This window comes from Geothrix sp. (assembly GCF_030219325.1).
Taxonomy (GTDB): Bacteria; Acidobacteriota; Holophagae; order Holophagales; family Holophagaceae; genus Geothrix.
The window spans coordinates 2052973-2071890 of record NZ_CP126625.1 but is presented as its reverse complement, the minus strand read 5'-3'; the positions used below and the strand labels follow the sequence as shown (position 1 = coordinate 2071890).

14 protein-coding genes are annotated in these 18918 nt (G+C 66.8%); 8 read left to right on the top strand and 6 right to left on the bottom strand.

Going from position 1 to position 18918, the window contains the following annotated elements:
* Window positions 1-32 precede the first annotated feature (32 nt).
* Together QOZ81_RS09330 and QOZ81_RS09325 are read left to right on the top strand one after the other, a co-directional pair.
* Window positions 33-461, top strand: coding sequence for a VOC family protein (locus tag QOZ81_RS09330; protein WP_291198572.1), 429 nt, complete (start codon window positions 33-35; stop codon window positions 459-461).
* Between the two features lie 70 nt (window positions 462-531).
* Complete coding sequence (locus tag QOZ81_RS09325; protein ID WP_291198575.1) at window positions 532-2100, top strand: peptide chain release factor 3; 1569 nt, start codon at window positions 532-534, stop codon at window positions 2098-2100.
* 119 nt (window positions 2101-2219) lie between these two features.
* Here the strand turns inward: QOZ81_RS09325 and QOZ81_RS09320 are convergent, their stop codons facing one another.
* The 3 genes from QOZ81_RS09320 to QOZ81_RS09310 form a co-directional block, all read right to left on the bottom strand.
* Entirely contained in the window at window positions 2220-3143 is a 924-nt protein-coding gene (locus QOZ81_RS09320) for a class I fructose-bisphosphate aldolase (RefSeq protein ID WP_291198578.1), read from the bottom strand.
* 44 nt (window positions 3144-3187) lie between these two features.
* Complete coding sequence (locus QOZ81_RS09315; protein ID WP_291198581.1) at window positions 3188-4048, bottom strand: 3-hydroxybutyryl-CoA dehydrogenase; 861 nt, start codon at window positions 4046-4048, stop codon at window positions 3188-3190.
* 131 nt (window positions 4049-4179) lie between these two features.
* A complete protein-coding gene (locus tag QOZ81_RS09310) occupies window positions 4180-4866 on the bottom strand; it encodes an HAD family hydrolase (protein WP_291198584.1) in 687 nt (228 codons plus the stop codon).
* Between the two features lie 328 nt (window positions 4867-5194).
* Here QOZ81_RS09310 and QOZ81_RS09305 point away from each other — a divergent pair, with 328 nt between their 5' ends.
* The 4 genes from QOZ81_RS09305 (at window position 5195) to QOZ81_RS09290 (ending at window position 7507) form a co-directional block, all read left to right on the top strand.
* The gene (locus QOZ81_RS09305; RefSeq protein ID WP_291198587.1) at window positions 5195-5548 is read left to right on the top strand and encodes a hypothetical protein; all 354 of its coding nucleotides are present in this window, start codon (window positions 5195-5197) and stop codon (window positions 5546-5548) included.
* A gap of 7 nt (window positions 5549-5555) precedes the next feature.
* Entirely contained in the window at window positions 5556-6371 is an 816-nt protein-coding gene (locus tag QOZ81_RS09300; protein ID WP_291198590.1) for a hypothetical protein, read from the top strand.
* An 86-nt stretch (window positions 6372-6457) separates the two neighbouring features.
* On the top strand, window positions 6458-7135 hold the full coding sequence (gene aqpZ, locus QOZ81_RS09295) for an aquaporin Z (protein ID WP_291198593.1): 678 nt from the start codon (window positions 6458-6460) through the stop codon (window positions 7133-7135).
* Between the two features lie 69 nt (window positions 7136-7204).
* The gene (locus tag QOZ81_RS09290) at window positions 7205-7507 is read left to right on the top strand and encodes a hypothetical protein (RefSeq protein WP_291198596.1); all 303 of its coding nucleotides are present in this window, start codon (window positions 7205-7207) and stop codon (window positions 7505-7507) included.
* A gap of 52 nt (window positions 7508-7559) precedes the next feature.
* Here the strand turns inward: QOZ81_RS09290 and QOZ81_RS09285 are convergent, their stop codons facing one another.
* The 3 genes from QOZ81_RS09285 to QOZ81_RS09275 all read right to left on the bottom strand — a co-directional run bounded on the left by QOZ81_RS09285 (window position 7560) and on the right by QOZ81_RS09275 (window position 14880).
* Window positions 7560-8330 (bottom strand): TIGR00282 family metallophosphoesterase, encoded by a 771-nt coding sequence (locus QOZ81_RS09285; protein WP_291198599.1) that lies wholly within the window; start codon window positions 8328-8330, stop codon window positions 7560-7562.
* Between the two features lie 73 nt (window positions 8331-8403).
* Window positions 8404-11628, bottom strand: coding sequence for a TonB-dependent receptor (locus QOZ81_RS09280; protein ID WP_291198602.1), 3225 nt, complete (start codon window positions 11626-11628; stop codon window positions 8404-8406).
* A gap of 258 nt (window positions 11629-11886) precedes the next feature.
* Window positions 11887-14880, bottom strand: coding sequence for a TonB-dependent receptor (locus QOZ81_RS09275; protein ID WP_291198605.1), 2994 nt, complete (start codon window positions 14878-14880; stop codon window positions 11887-11889).
* A gap of 193 nt (window positions 14881-15073) precedes the next feature.
* Here QOZ81_RS09275 and QOZ81_RS09270 point away from each other — a divergent pair, with 193 nt between their 5' ends.
* Window positions 15074-16777 carry a SpoIVB peptidase S55 domain-containing protein gene (locus tag QOZ81_RS09270; protein WP_291198608.1) on the top strand — a complete coding sequence of 568 codons (1704 nt, stop codon included), beginning with the start codon at window positions 15074-15076 and terminating at the stop codon, window positions 16775-16777.
* 21 nt (window positions 16778-16798) lie between these two features.
* Entirely contained in the window at window positions 16799-18907 is a 2109-nt protein-coding gene (locus tag QOZ81_RS09265; RefSeq protein WP_291198611.1) for a hypothetical protein, read from the top strand.
* Window positions 18908-18918 lie beyond the last annotated feature (11 nt).

Here is an 18918-nt window from a genome sequence, read left to right as displayed (position 1 = left end):
CGCGCCCTTTTGGAGCGAGCAAGGAGGACATCATGGTTGAGCCTATCCCCAGGGGATATCACAGGGTCACGCCCTACCTGGTCGTGGCCGACGGGGAGGGCCTGCTGGCCTTCCTCCAGAAGGCCTTCCAGGCGGAAGTGCTGAGCCGCGCCCTTCGCCCTGACGGGGCCATCGCCAACGCGGAAGTGCGCATCGGCGATTCGATGGTGATGGTGGCGCAGGCCCGAGAACCCTGGAACCCCATGCCGACCGGCTTCTACCTCTATGTGCCGGACACCGATGCCGTCTATCAGGCCGCCCTGGCGGCGGGCGGAGCCTCCCTGATGGAGCCCTCCGACCAGTTCTATGGCGACCGCAATGCCGGGGTGCAGGATCCATGGGGCAACAACTGGTGGATCGCCACCCACATCGAGGATGTGGATGAAGCCGAGGTCCAGCGGCGGATGGCGGCGCGGGGTTGAGTCTGGGCGCCCAACACGGGACAATGGACAGGCGCGGCGTTAGTCCGCGCCTTTCTATGTCCGGAACCCCATGACCCTCAGCGAAGAAATTCAGCGGCGGCGAACCTTCGCCATCATCAGCCACCCCGATGCCGGCAAGACCACGCTGACGGAGAAGCTGCTGCTCTACGGGGGCGCCATCGACCGGGCGGGCTCCGTCAAGGCCCGGGAGGGCGGGGCCGCGGCCCATTCCGACTGGATGAGCATCGAGCAGGAGCGCGGCATCAGCGTCACTTCGGCGGCCATGCAGTTCGAGTACCTGGGCAAGGCCATCAACCTGCTGGACACGCCGGGCCACCAGGACTTCAGCGAGGACACCTACCGCGCCCTCACGGCCGCCGATGCCGTGGTGATGCTGCTGGACTGCGCCAAGGGCGTGGAAGAGCAGACCAAGAAGCTGTTCCGCGTGGCCCGGGAGCGCCGGCTGCCCATCTTCACCTTCGTGAACAAGCTGGACCGCCCGGGCCGTGAGCCGGTGGAGCTCATCGACGAGGTGGAGGAGCTCTTCGGCCTCCACGCCGTGCCCATGACCTGGCCCATCGGCTCGGGCACCGACTTCAAGGGCGTCTACGTGCGCGCCACGGGGCAGATCCAGGTCTTCGAGCGGGCCAAGGCCGGACGCAAGGCCCGGGTGGCCGGGCAGGGCGGGTTGGACGATCCGGAGATCGCGGCCCTGCTGACGCCTGCGGAACTGCAGCAGCTCAAGGACGACGTGGACCTCATGGACCACGTGCTGCCGGCCTTCGATCGCGAGGCCTTTCTCCGGGGCGAGCAGTCGCCCATGTTCTTCGGCTCGGCGGTGAACAACTTCGGCGTGGCCGAGTTCCTGGAGGAGTTCCTGGACCTGGCCCCGGCGCCCGGTGCCCGCCCCCTCATGGCGGGCGGCGAGATCGCGCCGGAGCAGCCTTTCACGGCCTTCGTGTTCAAGGTGCAGGCCAACATGAACAAGGCCCACCGGGACCGGGTGGCCTTCGCCCGCATCGTGTCCGGGCGCTTCGAGCGGGGCATGGACGCCCTCCACGTGCGCGAGAAGAAGTCCATCAAGCTGAACTACCCCCACATGTTCTTCGGACGCGAACGGCAGATCGTGGACGAGGCCTACCCCGGCGACATCCTGGGCCTCATCAACCCTGGCCTCTTCCGCATCGGCGACGTGCTCAGCTCGCAGGGGGCCGTGGAGTTCCATGCCGTGCCCCGGTTCTCGCCCGAGCAGTTCGCCTCCGTCCGGCTGGCGGATCCCGGCGCCCGCAAGGGCTTCCTGAAGGGGCTGGGCCAGATCGCGGAAGAAGGCGTGGTGCAGGTCTTCTGGCCCAAGGGCGGCGCGCCGCTGCCCATCCTGGGCGCCATCGGCCGCCTGCAGTTCGAGGTGCTCCAGCACCGCCTCAAGGACGAGTACGCCTGCCCCGTGCTGCTGGAGCCCCGCGGCTTCCAGATGGCCCGCTGGATCGAAGGAGGCTGGCCCGAGCCCAGCAAGTTCTGGGGCGAGCTGGTGGAGGACGTGGAGGGCAACCCCGCCATCCTCTTCGAGAACGACTGGCAGCGACGGACGACCGCAGAGAAATGCCCTGGGCTGTCGTTCCTGGAACATCCGCCCAAGTAGCTCGCCAGGCTCGGAATGCTTCGCATTCCGAGATAGAAAGACAACTGAATGCGAAACAGAAGAGCGGCGCTTTCACGCCGCTCTTCTATCTCGGAACGAGCAGCGTTACGAGCAACGCCCTACTTCGCGTTCTTGAACATATCCATGACCGTATGCAGCAGCTGGATGGCCTCGGCCTTGGGCCGCTGGAAGGCGTTGCGGCCCATGATGGAACCAAAGGCCCCGCCCGCTGCCAGTTCGGACACTTCTTTCAGCACCTCCTCGGTGCCCTTGGCCTCGCCGCCGCTGAAGATCACGATGCGGCGGCCGCCGAAGGCGCTGCGCACGACTTCCCGCACGCGGTCCGAGAGCGTGTCGATGGGAATGCCCGTCTTCTCGAAAGTGGCGGCGGCCTCCTTCACTTCCAGGTGCTTCTTGGGCGGCTTCACCTTGATGATGTGGGCGCCCAGCTGGGCGGCGATCTGGGCGGCATAGCCGGCCGCGTCCACGGCGGTCTCGCCGTCCTTGGAGAGGCCCGCGCCCCGGGGATAGGACCAGACGACGCTGGGCAGGCCCACGGACTTGGCCTCGAGGATCAGCTCGCGCAGGGCCTCGTACTGCTCGTTGCGGGCGCCGCTGCCGGGATAGATGGTGTAGCCGATGGCGGCGCAGCCCAGGCGCAGGGCGTCTTCCACGCTGCCGGTGATGGCGCTGCAGGGTTCGATGCCCTTGCTGAGGCAATCGCTGTTGTTGAGCTTGAGGATGAGGGGGATGTCCCCCGCGTAGTCCGAGGCCACGTGCTCGATGAAGCCCAGCGGCGCAGCGTAGGCGTTGCAGCCGGCCTCGATGGCCAGTTCCACGTGGTAGCGGGGATCGTAGCCCGCGGGATTGGGGGCGAAGCTGCGGGCGGGGCCATGTTCGAACCCCTGGTCCACGGGCAGGATCACGAACTTGCCGGTACCGGCGAGCCTGCCCGTGTTCATGAGGCGGGCCAGGTTGGCCTTCACTCCCGGCGTATCGGAAGCGTACCAGGAGAGGATTTCGCGGACGCGTGCGGTGGCCATTCAGAACCTCCTGAAGGTGAGGCGTTGGGGAAGATGGATTGGACTCAGGCTTTTGCGCTGTAGTCGTAGAATCCGCGGCCCGACTTCTTGCCGAGCCATCCGGCGTCCACGTACTTGATCAGCAGGGGGCAGGGGCGGTACTTGGGATCGCCCAGGCCCTCGTGCAGCACGTTGAGGATGAAGAGGCAGGTGTCCAGGCCGATGAAATCCGCCAGGGTGAGCGGACCCATGGGGTGGTTCATGCCCAGCTTCATGATCCCGTCGATGCTCTCCACACTGGCCACGCCCTCGTACAGTGCGTAGATCGCCTCGTTGATCATGGGCAGCAGCACGCGGTTGCTGACGAAGCCCGGGAAGTCGTTGCAGTGGATGGGGGTCTTGCCGAGCTGCTTCGACAGCGCCATGACCGCCTCGAAGGTGCCATCACCGGTGGCCAGGCCGCGGATCACCTCGATGAGCTGCATGACCGGCACTGGGTTCATGAAGTGCATGCCGATGAAGGCCTCGGGCCGCTTGGTGACCGCCGCCAGCTTGGTGATGGAGATGCTGCTGGTGTTCGACGCCAGGATGGCGCCGGGCTTGCAGACCGCATCCAGGGTCTCGAAGATCTGCTTCTTGACCTCCCACTTCTCCGTGGCGGCCTCGATCACGATGTCGCAGGCGGCCAGACCCTCGAGCCGGGTGGTGGTGCGGATGCGGCCGAGCACGGCGGCCTTTTCATCGGCGGTCATCTTGCCCTTGTCCACGCCCCGCTGCAGGTTCTTGTCGACGGTGGCCACGCCCTTGGCGGCGAAGGCCTCGCTGATGTCCTGCATCAGCACGCTGAAACCCGCCTGGGCGAAGACATGGGCGATGCCGTTGCCCATCTGGCCCGCGCCGATGACGCCGATGTTCTGGATGCTCATGGGATATCTCCTGGGAGTGCGAACAGAGTAGGTCGAGGGGAATGGACTGAGCACGCAGGGTGCTGCAGGCAGGTCTGCGCTGGTGGGGGTGGTCCAACCCCAAGGATAGCCTCCGCGGCCTGAGAAATCGGTCACCAGCCAGCCAGCAGGGCCGGAAGCTCGCGGATGGATTCCAGCACCGGGAAGGGGGCTTCCAGCGGGGTGGCGACCGCTTCATGGGCCCAGGTCAGGGCGTAGGGGATGTGGACGGCCCGGGCCCCCAGGGCCAGGACCGGCAGGATGTCCGACCTTACGGAATTGCCGACCATGGTGAAGGACCCAGGGGCCAGGCCGTGGCGGGTGAGGATGGCGGCGTAGGCGGCTTCGTCCTTTTCCGAGACGATCTCCACCTTCGAGAAGTGCGGCCCCAGTCCGGACCGGGCCAGCTTGGTCTCCTGGTCGAACAGATCGCCCTTGGTGATCACCATGAGGTCGAAGGACGTCGACAGCTCCTGCAGCACCTCGGCCACGCCAGGCAGAGGCTCCACGGGCTTTGACAGCATGGCCTTGCCCAGCTCGACCACCCGCCGGATGCCGGCGCCGTCCAGGCGTTCCTCGGTGAGCTCCAGGGCCGTTTCGATCATGGAGAGGGTGAAGCCCTTGATGCCATAGCCGTAGTGATGGAGATTCCGCATCTCCGTGTCGTGCAGGCGGGCGTCGATCCAGGCGTCGTCATGGTAGGCCCGCAGCAGGTCGCGGAAGGCCTCCTGACATTCGGCGTAGTGCGTCTCGTTGTGCCAGAGGGTGTCGTCGGCGTCGAAGGCGAGGACTCGGAGCATGGTGGTTCCTGCGGGGTGTCCCCAGCCTACAATGGACGATTCCCGGGGACACCATGGCTGCTTCTGTAGAGCTCATAACAAAACCCGACGAGGTCGCGATGAAGCCAGGCAGGATGCACAGCAAGGAAGGGCCCGCAGGGCAACGTGGTTCGTTGTTCAAGGGACCTGACGCCGCGGGGCGCCTGCCTGGCTTCATCCCTCCGGGCGAGGGCCGGCGGGCGTCGCGATGCCGCGTCACGCTCGTCGCGCGTAGTACCCGCTACGCGTCTCCTCGCGTTCCTCGCCTCGCTCGCCCGGCGACCCTCGCGCGACCCCGTGGGGTTTTGCTATGAGCTCTAAAACCCGCATCGACTGGGCGCTGCTGCTTCTGCGGCTGGCCGTGGGTGGCCTGGCCGCCGTTCAGGCCTTCGCCGTGCTGCGAGGGGCCCACGGGGCCATCACCTTCAGCCATGCCGCCGGCTGGGGCCTGGCCCTGGGCGAGCTGATCTGCGGCGGGATGATCCTCCTTGGTCTCTGGGTGCCCCTGGCGGGCGGGATCCTGGCTGCCATCCTGGGCTGGCCCCTGGTGCATGGCTGGCTGCACGGCAGTGGCCTGCTCTCGAACCTGGGCGGGCTCTTCCGCCTGCTGGCGGGCCTGGCCTGCGCCCTGGGCGGCGGTGGCAAGTGGGCCCTGGAAAGGTAGGTCCGTCATGCTGCGTCCCCCCCACCACCAGATCTTCGCCTTCGATGCCGAGTGGGTGCCCGATCCCGCCACCGGCCGCCGGGTGCTCGACCTGCCCAGAGACCTGACGGATGAAGCCGTCATCGAGCGCATGTGGGCCTACGGTGGGGCCACCGAGGCCGAGCCCCGGCCCTACCTGAAGACCATCCTGTGTCGGGTGGTCTCCATCGCGGCGGTGATCCGCACCGTGAAGCATGGCGAGGTCACGCACCGGCTCTATGCCCTGCCGGAGGGCTCCGAGGCGCTGCCGGAGGACGACCTGCTGCGCCGCTTCCTGGTGGCCATGGGCGACAAGAAGCCGCAGCTGGTGGGCTTCAACTCCCGGGATGCGGACCTGCCCATCCTGGTGCAGCGGGCCATGGTCCATCGCCTCTCGATTCCCGGCCTCGGCCGCAGCGCCGAGAAGTGGGCGGCCGGCGATTTCTTCGACCGCTACGGCAACCAGCACATCGACCTGCGGGAGATCACGGGGGCCTGGGGCAAGGCCTCCTCCACCCTGCACGAGCTGGCCACGGCCTGCGGCATCCCGGGCAAGCTGGGGACGGATGGCAAGAGCGTCGTCGACCTCTGGCGGGCCGGGGACATCACGGGCATCGTCCGCTACAACCAGTTCGATGCCCTCACCACCTTCCTGGTGTGGCTGCGGGCCATGACGCTCTCAGGCCACCTGACGCCGGAGCAGATGGAGGCCGAGGAGGCCCAGATCAGGGCCCTGGTCCAGCAGAAGGCGGCCGTCGATCCCGGGTTCAACCTGTATCTCGAGGGCTGGGCCCGGCTCGGCTGAGCCGCTTTTTCTTGCAAGCCTGAAGGCCGCCGTTAGACTGAGCGCGACTCACCCTTTCTTGCGCTTTTTCTTCCCAGGAGGCACGTGTGAACAAGCGGCTTGCGGCGGAATTTTTCGGAACGCTCTGGCTGGTCCTCGGCGGCTGCGGCAGCGCCGTGCTGGCGGCGGCTTTTCCCGGCGTGGGCATCGGCCTCCACGGGGTCAGCCTGGCCTTCGGCCTCACGGTGCTGACCATGGCCTATGCCATCGGGCCCATCTCCGGCTGCCACCTGAACCCCGCCGTGACCCTGGGGCTGGCGGTGGGCGGACGCTTCGCCTACAAGGACCTGGTGCCCTACTGGATCGCCCAGGTGTTGGGGGCCGTGGCGGCCTCGGCCATCCTCTACGTCATCGCCACGGGCAATGGGTCCGCCATCGGCGGGTTCGCCAGCAACGGCTACGGCGACCACTCCCCGGGCAAGTACGGCCTGGGTGCCGCCTTCCTGACCGAAGTGGTCATGACCTTCTTCTTCCTCATGGTGATTCTGGGCAGCACGGCCAAGAAGGCCGCCCCGGGCTTCGCCCCCATTGCCATCGGCCTCTGCCTGACCCTCATCCACCTCATCAGCATCCCGGTCACCAATACTTCGGTGAATCCCGCCCGCAGCACGGGCCCGGCCCTGTTCGTGGGGGGCTGGGCGCTGTCCCAGCTCTGGCTCTTCTGGGTGGCCCCGCTCGTCGGCGCGGCCCTGGCGGGAGTTGTGTTCCCCAAGTTGGAGGAATAGTCCCCCGGATTGGCATGGCTTGAGCAATGCCGGAAAGGGGCCGATACACTTTTGACCCAGGGAGTCGCCATGAGCCAAGAGATCCGACCCGAGGACCTCATCGTCACCGAGCAGGACGGCACCCGTCGCATCAACCACGACGTCATCGAGAGCTACGGCCTCTTCAACCTGCCGCGCGCCACCATGCGCCAGGCCCTGATGGTCTACTACGACAATGCCAGCCGTCAGGGCAGGGGGCCCGCCCAGACCGTCCGCACCTTCATCACCCTGGCCAGTTCCATCACCCGCTTCCCCCGCCAGGTGGCCATCAACTTCACCCGCGGCGTGGCTTACCGCAGGAACATGAGGATGTTGAGGCGCTTCAGTCGCTGAAGGGGTGGGCCCCTTAGAGAAACAGAATTTTGGAAATTGAATTACTTGACCCTCAAAGCTTTCGCAATATCCGTTCGATGCCCGTGGCCTTCTTGCCCTCGGTGGTGACCAGCACGGCGTGGAGCTGGAGGTCCCCTTCGGCGACCTCGTACTTCGGCCGGACCACCTTGAGGAAGCGGCCCAGGCTGGCCTCCTTCTTCATGCCGATGACGCCCTCGTAGGGGCCGGTCATCCCGATGTCGGTGACATAGGCGGTGCCGCCGGGCAGGACCTTGGCGTCGAGGGTGCCCACATGGGTGTGGGTCCCCAGCACGGCGGCGGCCCGGCCCTCCAGGTGGAAGCCCATGGCCTGGGCCTCGCTGGTGGCCTCGGCGTGCATGTCCACGAGCACGAGGTCGGCCCGCTCCTTCTGCAGAATGGCGTCGACGCAGCGGAAGGGGCAGTCACAGGGGGGCATGTGCACCCGGCCCATGAGGTTGATGACCAGCACCTCAGCCCCTGATGGTGTGTGCAGCTTCACCCAGCCGTTCCCGGCCGTGTCGGCGGGGTGGTTCGCCGGACGGAGCAGGCGGGGCTCCTGGCGGAAATAGCCCTCGATGCCCTTCACGTCGAAGGCGTGGTTGCCCGTGGTGATGACATCCACGCCCAGACGGTCGAACCACTCCCGAGCGATGGCCTCGGTGATGCCGTGGCCATGGGCGGCGTTCTCGCCGTTCACCACCACCAGGTCGGCCCCGGTCTCCCGGCGCAGCTCGGGCACGAAGGCCTCCACCAGCCGCCGCCCCGGTTCCCCCACCACGTCGCCCAACGCCAGTATCCGCATCCAACCAGCCTAGCGAATTTCCGCATGAAAAAGGCCCCCGGGGTGCGGGGGCCTCTTCATGCGGCGGATCCGGTCAGTACTTGAGGCGGATGCCCAGCTGCACTTCGCGGGACTTGGTCTTGTCCACCACGGTCAGGTACCCGAAGGAGGCATTCGGGGTGAAGGTGTTCGTGGTCGTGTTCAGGGACCCGGCCTTGTAGTTGGCGCTGGTCACGTTGAAGTCGGGCTTGTTGAGGACGTTGTAGATGTCGAGGATGGCATCGACGTGGAACCGCTTGGTGACCTTGAAGGCGCGGGTCACCCGAACGTCGAACTGCTGGTAGCTGGGCTGGCGCAGGTCATTGCGGGTATGACCGGCCAGGATGTGGTTGGCCATCCCATCGCCATTCAGATCATTGGAGTAGTAGGCGGTGTAGGGCAGGCCTGACTGGTAGAGGCCGCGGATGGCCACGTCGAGGTTCTCGCCGACGGGGAAGTAGAAGACCATGTTCGCCACCAGGCGCCGGTCGCTGTCGCCGTAGCCGAAGTTGGAGGCGGGGCTCTGGGGGTTGGGCGTGAGCGAGGCGCCCAGCTCGCTGGTGAAGTCGCTGCTGGCGGAGGTGTAGGTGCCGCGCTCGAAGGAGCCCGTGTCCTGGCTGCGGGACCAGGTGGCATTGGCGATCAGGCCCGTGCGGTCATTCCAGGTCTTCTTCGCGGACAGGCTGACGCCGCGGTAGAAGCCATAGCCATCAGTCTTGACCAGGTACACATCGCTGAAGCCGCCGACCGGGTTGCCCGCAGCGAAGGCGCCGGCGCGGAAGTCGACTGTCCGGCCGCCGATGGTGGCCTGGTTCGGCCGCACAGTGCCTGCGCCTCCCCAGAGATCCACGGTGCTGGCGTAGCCGTCGTTGTAGGGGGCGGAAGGACCGAAGCCATTGACGGCGGCGCCGGCGACCTGGCCCTGGTTCAGGTTGATGTTCTCGAAGCGCTGCAGGTGCTCGTACTTCACGTAGGTGCCGCTGATGCCCACCACGAGGTTGTTGCCCAGGTCGCGCTCAGCGCCCAGGTTCATCTTCTTGGACTGGGACAGCTTGTTGGCGGGATCCCAGAGGGAGGTGGGGGAGGCGCCGGCGGTGAAGAGCCCGCTGGTGGCGATGGCCGCCAGCTCGGCGTCCGTGGCCTTGCGGAGGCTGGTGCCGCTGAGCAGGTTGGCGGCGCTCAGCAGGCCCGAATTGAAGAGGGCGAGGTTGCCGGCGTTCGCGGTGTTCAGCGTGTACGAGTAATTGGTGATGATCTGGCCGTTGCCGGTCATGGTGTTGGAGTGCAGCAGCAGGGGCGTGGGGCTGGTGAAGACACCGTAGCCGCCGCGGATCACGGTCTTCCCCTTGCCGTCCACGTCGAAGCTGAACGCGAAGCGGGGATCCGTGGTGCTGCCGCCGAAGCCCTGGTCCAGGCCCTTGAGGTTCGGGTTCGGATGGGGATTGTCCGAGAATTCCTGCTTGTTGTAGCGGAACCCGGCGGTGAGGGTCAGCTGCTTGTTGAACAGGCCGGAGTACTGGGCCTGGCCGAAGAAGCCGTTGGTGTGCGTCCACATGGGAATGCGGCCGTTGTAGGGGCTCACGGCGCCGGCATAGGTGATGCCGCCGGGGGCGCCGGGGTTGGGGGCGGGCGCGGCGGGAGCGGGCGGGATGGTGCCCGTGGCCCAGGCGGTGGCGCCGGCGTAGGTGTCGAAGCGCCAGGAACCGGCATTGTTCTGGAAGAACTGGTTGTCCTCGTCGACCCGGAGGAGGTCCACGCCGCCCTTGATCTGCAGATCCCCGTGGGCCCAGGTGGTGGCGCTGAAGAACTGGGTGGTGATCTCGTTGCTCTCCCGCGGCGTGGAGGTCTTCGTGCCGAAGGACATGTTGGTGCCGGAGGTCGGGATGGCGATGGCCGGGACGCCGGCAGCGGCGTTGCCGGTCATGGGCCGGGCCTCCCGGGCCAGCTGCAGGCGGCTCTCGGTGAAGAGCTCAGGCGTCCAGATGTTGTTGGCCTCGAGCACCCAGCTGATGGACTGGACCCGGGTGGGAATGTTGTTGCTCTCGGCGTTGTTGGGATTGGCACTGGTGTTCTGCAGCGTGTCCGTCATGTCCTGGAAGTTGGCGCGGAGCACGAAGCGGTGGTTCTGGCTGGCCACCCAGTCCAGGCGACCGAAGTACACCGTGTTGGTGTTGGACATGGGGTAGGGGTGGGCCGGGATGCCGGCGCCGGGATTGCCGAATTCCTGGGCCAGGGTGAAGCCCGAGCGGTTGGTGATGATCCCGCCCAGGGGCGAGGCCAGGAAGGCGGTCAGGTCGGCAGCGCCCATGCCGGCGGCAGCGCTCGTCGTGGTGGCGATGGGATTCGCCGTGATCTTCTTGGTGTAGCGCTCCACGCCGAAGAAGTAGAAGAGCTTGTCCTTGACCAGCGGTCCGCCGATGTTGAAGTTGATGTTCTCGGAATCGTTGGTGCGGGCGGAGGCGGGGGAGCCGCCGAAGGGCGGGCGGTCGGAGGACTCGGTCCAGGCGGTCTTGCGCATCTGGTAGAGGGCGCTGCCGGTCACCTCATTGGTGCCGCCCTTGGTGATGGCATTGATGGTGGCGCCGGCCTGGGCGTACTGGGCGTCAAAGCCGTTGGTGACGACCTGCAGTTCCTTGATGGTGTCGGCGCCGAAGATGAAGGGCGTGTAGACGCCACCGCGCTGCTCGTTGAAGAAGGCGGAGTTGTTGCTGGCGCCGTCGATCTGGATGGCGTTGAAGATCTGGCGGCCGCCCTCCACCACCAGGCGGGCCGGGCTGCCGGAGCCGGCGGTCACGCCGGGGGCCAGCTTGGCCACGTCCGTGAAGTTGCGGGTGACCAGGGGGATCGTCTCCACCAGGTCCTGATCGAGGGTGGTCACCGTGCTCACCTGCTTGGCATCCACCGAACTGGCCGAGGCCACCACTTCCACCACGGCGCCGACCTCGGAGGCCTCCAGCGTGGGACTCAGGGTCACCGAGTTGCCGAGGGTGACGCGGACATTCTCCTTGACGGGCTTGTAGCCGGGGGCGGAGACGAGCACCTCGTAGGTGCCGCTGGGCAGCAGGGGGAAGGTGTAGTCGCCGGTGGCGCCGGAACGGACCGTGCGGCCCGCGCCGGTCTCAAGGTTGGTGACGCGGACGCTGGCGCCGCTGATGGCCTTGCTGCCGCGGTCCTTGACGGTGCCGCGAAGGGCGCCGGAGGTCTGGCTGGTCTGGGCGTGGGCCACGACGGAAAGGGCGAACGCCGTCAGGGCGACGGTCGGTAGGCGGCGGAATGGCATGTAGACCTCCAAGAAGGGCCGGGTGGCCAGCGAATTCAGGACCGGGGGGGGGATCCAAATCAGGATTGTGGAAATTATGTCCGAAGGAGGTCAAATTGGCACGACCCAGATGCAAATTCCGGATGACGCGAAGGGCATCTGCCGCCACTCGAAGGGGTCCCTCCACTTGAGGGGGCGGGCTTGGAAAAAACACCGACATCCGGTCCAAAGAAAAACGGGCGGCGCCGGAGCGCCGCCCGTTTGGTCGAACGGTGGGTGCTAGAAAGCGAAGCGGCCACCTACTTGAATCTGGCGAGCGGGCCAGTTGGTGGCGCTGTACCCCGTCCAGTTCTGGGTCTGGTCCTGGACCGGAGCCGCATCGGTGCTGCCGGAGTTGGGGCGGTAGGACAAGTAGGTGTCCTGCCGGTTCAGCAGGTTGAAGATGTCCATGGAGGCCGTGAACTTGACCTTGCGGGTGACCTGGAAGTCCCGGCGCAGGCCGAGGTCCATGTAGAGCTGGGAACCGGCGCGGTAGGTGTTGCGGCCCGAGTCCACGCCGTTGGCGAAGTAGCGGTCGTTGCTCGTGTTCCCGTCGTTGTTGACATCCTTGGTGTAGAGCAGGGTATAAGGCGCCCCCGTCTGGTAACGGATGGACAGGGAGGCAAGAATTCCGGAAATCTCCTTGTCCAGGAAGCTGAAGTAGCCGGTCAGTACCTGACGGCGGTCGGTGTCGGCGTAGCCCCACTGCTTGCCCAGCTGGCCGGCATCCTGGATCGAGACGCCGGAGTAGTTGCGCTCGTTGGAGTCAGAGTCCTTGTTGATGGCGTAGGTGTAGAAGAGCTGGGCGTCGAAGGCGCTGCCCTCCTTGTGGTATTTCAGGCTGGCGGTATAGGCGTGGTACAGGCTGGTGGCATCGGAATAGTACATGCCCATGGTGCCGTAGGTGGTGTTGGGCCGGGTGGGATACATCAGGCGGCCGTAGGCACCCAGAGTGGGCGTACCGAGGTTCAGGTCCGCGGTGCGCTCCAGCTGGTTGCTCTTGGCATAGGTGGCCGAGAAACCCAGCACAAGGTCCTGGAAGAAGGGCCGCTCGGCGCCCAGGTTTGCGCGGTCGGTGTAGGGATTCTTGAAGTTGGGATTGAAGGTCCAGATGTTGAACTTGGGCAGGGCGGCGCCTCCGGGGAGGGAGGAAATCCAGTAGGGATTTGCCGCATTGAATGCTCCACCACCGGTGTTGGTGGCGGCGCTGCCGCGCGGGATGCCGTAGGTCGTGGAATCATCCACGGCCGGGTTGCCACCGGAAGCCGGCTTGACGACGAAATCCACCTGTCCGGTGCGGATGCCGTTCGCGGCGAATACCTGGTAGAAGAAGACGGCGGGGGTGGTGCTGACGTAGCGGCCTACGCTGCCGCGCACCACGGTCTTGCCCTGGTCGAAGGCTGGCGTCCAGGTGAAGGAAGCCCTGGGCGAGAACTGGCTGTCGTTGGGGATCTTCGCGGTCACGGGCATGGCGGCGGCATGGCCAGCCGTGCCCGCGAGGGGATCGCTCATGTCCAGGATCGGGTAGCCGGGGTTCTGCTGGCGGTCCCAGCGGACGCCGAGGCCCAGCTTGAAGCTGTCGCTGAGGCGCCAGTCGGTCTGGACAAAGGCGGCCTGCTGCTTGTAGTTGGTGGCGAACTGTCCGGCGTCTCTCACATTGCCGCTGAGGCCGAAGTTCTGGCGGTAGGTGGACCAGTTCCCGGCCTCGAAGTTGGCCAGTGAGGTGAACATGTAGACGCCCTGCCAGTTGCCGGCGAAGAACTCGGCCACGTCGATGGCGTTCTGGTCGATGCCGGCCTTCAACTGGAAGGTGGGCGTGACGTAGCTGATGTTCTCCTGGATCTGGGTGCGCTTGGTGTTGTAGGTGCGGTCGAAGGGATAGGCCCCGTAGTAGCCCACGCTGGTGATGCTGACTTCCGGGAGGGTGGAGAAGGTCGACCTGGGCATGTCGTCCTTGGTCTGACTGGCGCGGAATTCGTTCATCCAGCTGCCACTGATCACCCAGTTCCACTGCAGGACGTAGGCGTCTGTTTTTACGACGTCCGAAGCCAGGTTTTCGTAGGCGGCATTGGAAGCTGCCCCAGTCACTCCCTTGAATTTGGAGTGGTTCACTCGGAACTGGATATTGTGGTCAACGGTGGGGTTGAAGTCGAAGCGGATGAAGTATGTGTCAGAGTCCTCAGGCACGGAGTAATTGCCGCTCTTGGTCAGCAGGGTCTGCACATTGACGTTTGCGAGGTCTGCGGCCGTGAACACGACCGGGGAGCCTCCTCCCCAGACTTGGTTGATGGGGGAATTCTTCCGCTGGGCATCATAGGCCACGAAGTAGAAGAGCTTGTCCTTGACGATGGGGCCACCGATGCTGAAGCCGAACTGCTCCTGCTGGAAGGCGCCCACGGGATTCGTGGTGGTGCTGCCATTGGGCTGGCGCAGGGTCGGACCGGCCTCCACCCAGCCGCGGGGACGCTGATAGTAGAAGAGGCTGCCGCTGAGGTCGTTGGTGCCGTTCTTGGTGATGGCGTTCACGTAGCCGCCGCCCATGCGGCCGAACTCGGCGCTGGCGCCGTCGGTGATCACCTGGTACTCGCGGATGGCTTCGATGGAAATGGTGAAGGGGGTCTTGCCCTCGGCCGCGCCAGTGGCGCCGCCAAAGAAGGGTTCGTTGTTGTCGCCGCCGTCGATGTTGACGGAGGTGTTCACGCCGCGCTGGCCGGCGATGGCCAGGTTGCCGCGGCTGCTGTCCACCACGACCTGGGGGGCCAGGGTGGCGAGGTTGGTGAAGGAGCGGTTCAAGACGGGCAGGCTGGTCAGGTTGTCGGGGGAGACGATGGCGGCGGCGCTGGCGCGCTCCGAATCCACCTGGGCGGTCGCGGCGACCACTTCGACCACGGCACCGCTCTCGGGGGCGAGTTTGATGGTCAGGGGGGCGGCATCGCCGAGGTTCAGGTTCACCTTGATGTTCGCGGCGGTCTGGTAGCCGAACTTCGTGACGGTCACCGTGTACGGGCCCACGGGCAGCAAGGTGGCCAGGTACCGGCCCTCGTCGCTGGTCTGCAGGGTGCGGGTGAGGCCGGTCTCGCCATTGCGGATGACCACGGTGGCACCGGCCACTGCAGCGCCCCGGGTGTCCAGTACTCGGCCACCCAGCTGGACGGATACGCCCTGGGCCATGAGAGGTGCCGCTGCCACCAGCAGGGCGACGAGGGATGAGCTGCTTAAGTGCCTTGAACGCATAGGAAGTTCCTCCATGATCCGAGGGTAGCGGGGCGGGGGATTCCAAAGAAGGGGACCTTTGGGTCATGGAACGAATGTGACGCCTGGGACACCTGATGGTCACAGGAGGGTCCGAGGGGGGCCGTCTGTTAGGCTTCTTTCTTTCCTTGAGATCCTCATGAAACTGGCCAGTCTTGCCGTCTTGTTCTTGTCCTTGACATCCCTTTTCGCCCAGGGCCCCGCCACCATGGGGGTCGGCGAGATCCGGGCCGGCATGAAGGGCTATGGCAGGACCGTCTTCCAGGGCGGGAAGATCGACCGCTTCGAGTTCGAAGTCCTGGGCGTGCAGAAGAATGCGGCCCCGGGGCGGAGCCGCATCATGGTCCGGGCCTCCGGCGGCCCCCTGGCGGAGACGGGGATCCTCGCCGGCATGAGCGGCAGCCCCTGCTACATCGATGGCAAGCTCATCGGGGCCTTGAGCACGGGCATCGCCTTCGAGAAGGAGCCCATCGGTGGCATCACGCCCATTGCCGAGATGCTGGACCAGCTTCGGGACATCCCCGAGCTCGCCCCCAGCCGGACGCCCCTCATCCTGCCCAAGCTGGAGCCCCCCAAGGTGCTCAAGGCCGCCCTGCTGGGGCAGATGCTGGACTTCAACACCCTAACCGGCGAGGGAGATCCCCAGGCCCTGCCCATGGCTCTGGTGGGGAGCGCCCTGGGTGCCGAGGCCCAGCGCCTCTGGTCCGGCTGGCCCGTCACCTTCACCGCGGTGCCCACGCTTTCCGGTGGCCGGGAGGACGCGAGCCCCATCGAGCCCGGGGGCATGGTGGCCATCACCCTCATGCAGGGGGACCTGGACCTGGCGGCCTCAGGCACCATCACCTACGTGTCCGGCAAGCGGGTCCTGCTGTTCGGCCATCAGCTGTTCAACCTCGGCCCAGTGGATCTGCCCCTGTGGTCGGCCACGGTGTCCACCACGGTGGCGAGCTACCAGAACTCCTTCAAGCTGGCCATGCCCGTGGCGCCCATCGGAGCTTTGCGGCTGGACCGCAGCTCGGGGGTGGCGGGCATCCTGGGCGCCGAGGCCCGCATGGTGCCCATGCGCATCGGCCTGAACCTGGGCGGCAAGCGCACGCTGAATTTCCGCTTCGAGCTCATGGACCACCCCACGGCCACCGCAGCCCTGGCCGCCACCGCCGTGGCCCAGACCCTGGACGCCCATACCCGGGGCATCGGGCTGCAGAGCCTCTCCATGCAGGGCAACATCAAGCTGGTGGGCCAGCCGGCCATCGTGATCGAGAACGTCATCGCGGACCTGAATCCCGGCCGCATGGCCCAGTACGTGGGGGCCATGCTGCAGGCGATCTGCCTGAACCCCTTCGAGAAGCCCGTCATCGAAGGGATTTCGCTCACCATCAAGGCCGAGGAGCGCCTGGACCTGACCGCCATCGCAGGCGTGCGCCTGCTCAAGGCCCGCGCCAAGCGGGGCGAGGTCCTGCCCGTGCTGGTGACCCTCCAGAACATCCAGGGGGTCCGCGAAACTGCGACCTTCAACATCCAGGTACCTTCCTCGGCCACCAAGGGGAAGGCCATCCTCATGGTCGGCGATGGCTACAGCCTCACGGCCGCCGACCCGGACGAGCGGGTGATCGAGACCGCCTCCCTCGGCGACGTGGTGCGGATCCTGAACGGGGCTCTGCGGAACAACCACGCCTATGCCCTCCTGGTGCAGGCCCAGCCCGGCGCCGGCCTGCGCGGCAGCCGCATCGAAGGCATCCCGCCCTCCGTGGCCAGCCTGGTCGGCGGCGATGGAGCCAGCAGCGACAACCGGCTTCAGCGCCGCATCATCGGGCGCGCCCTGCTGCCCCTCGAGCGGGAAGTACGCGGCCTGAGCCAACTGGAAGTGGAGATTGAATAAATGCGTTCGCGACGAGGTCCTATGCGCCTGCTGACTTTCCTCCTCCCGGCCGTGATGGGCGTGGCTGCCCTGGCCGACCAGCCCACCGCCACCTTCTCCGGGTTCAACGACTGGCTCGGCTCTGAGACCCGGGGCGTGCGCATCGGCGCCGATGGGCGCCTGCGTCTGGCCCCGAACCTCCGCCGGGTGGGCCAGCTCCCGGAAGGCGTGATCTGGGCGGCGGTGCCGGATGGTTCAGGCGGCGCGTACCTGTCCGCCGGCACGGATGGCAAGCTGTTCCACTACGTCGGCGGCCAGATGAAGCCCCTGGGCCAGGTGAAGGGCGGCATCGTCTTCGCCATGGCGCGGCTGGGTCAGGACTTGATCGTGGCTCCCACCGGGGAGGGGAAGCTGATCCGCGTAACGCCCGGCGGCGAGGTGAAGCCCTTCGCCGACATCGAGACCCGGATCGTGTGGGCCCTTGCCGTGGAGGGCGACGCCGTGATCGTGGCCGGCGGCTCCGAGAAGGGCGCCCTGCTGCTCCAGGCCCGCGAAGGCTCGAGCCGCCGCCTGGCGGAGCTGGCGGACGAGACGGCCTTCACGGCCCTGGCTCAGGATGGCCAGGGGGGCTGGTATCTCGGCAGCCATGGCCGCGGGCTGGTCCTGCGCTACAGCCGCCAGGGCGACCGCCTGGAAACCCTGATGGACACCCCCTTCGATGAGGTTCGCGCCCTGGCCGTGGCCGACGGCCAGCTCTACATCGGCGCCGACAACGGGCTCACGCCCAAGTTCAGCACGGGCCAGCTGGAGCGCCGGGAGGGCTACCTGCAGGCGGAGGCCAACGCCACCGCGCGTTCCGCCGTCATCCGCCTCGACAAGGACCGGGTGCCGGAAACCCTCTGGCAGAGCGCCCAGAGCCAGATCTACGCCCTCACGGCCTGGAAGGGCCAGCTGCTGGTGGGCACGGGCAACCGCTCCCGGCTCTTCTCCCTCCCCCTGGGCAAGGCCCGGGACATGGATCCCTTCGCGGTGGTGCAGGAGCTGGGTACGGCCCAGGCCACGGCCTTCCTGCCCTCCGGCGGAGACCTGCTCGTGGTGGGGTCGAATCCGGCCGAGCTGCACCTGCTGTCCGAGGCCCAGGCCACGGAGGGCACGCTGGAATCCAGGATCCTCAAGGGGGCCCCCATCGCTGACTGGGGGCGGGCCTACCTGGACGCCGACATGCCCACGGGGACCAATGTGGAGCTCCAGTTCCGGACCGGCAGCACCGAGACCCCCGACGCCACCTGGAGCCCCTGGACGCCGCCGCTCCGCAGCGGTGAGCGGCCGGCCCTGCCTGCGGCGCGCTTCGCCCAGTTCCGCCTCCGCCTCAGCAGCACCCGGGGTGGCGCCACGCCCACCGTTGAGACCGTGAGCCTCTTCTGGGCCCACCGCAACCTGGCCCCGGTCTGGGAGGGCGTGGACATCATGCCGCCGGGGCTGGTCATCACCCGCACCGCGCCGCCCGACGACATCGGGATCGAGCGGGTGCCCCTGGAGACGCAGAAGCTCATTCCGGCCCTGGGCTACATGGGCGCGGAGAAGCGCAGCTTCCGCCGCGGCGGGCAGAGCTTCCAGTTCCGGGTGAATGACCCCAACGGCGATACCCTGCAGTTCGCGATCCGCCTGATCCCCGAGCGGGGCGCCCCCATGCTCCTCGAGAAGGCCTGGAAGGAGAAGTTCTTCAGCTTCGATACCCTGCCCGTGCCCGATGGCCGCTACCGGCTGGAAGTCACCGCCACGGACGCGCCTTCCGTCCCCTTCAACGCCTCGCTCACCACCACGTGGCGCACGGCGCCCTTCACCGTGGACCACACGCCGCCCGTCATCGCGGAACTGAGCGCCACCGCCGAAGGCGAGGGCGTCCGCGTGCGTTTCCTGGCCCGGGACGAAACCTCCGTCCTCAAGGAGGCGGCCATCAGCGCCGATGGCGAACGCTGGCTCCAGATCGTGCCTGAAGATCGCGTCTTCGATCAGAAGGAGGAGCGCTTCGATGTCGTGGTGCCCCGCGAAGCCATCCGGGGGGACCGCATCCTCGTGAAGGTGGTGGATCAGCACAACAACGAGCAGACCGCAGCCGTGACGTTGGGCGCCACAGGCGCCAAGCGGTAGGAAGTTCCCCG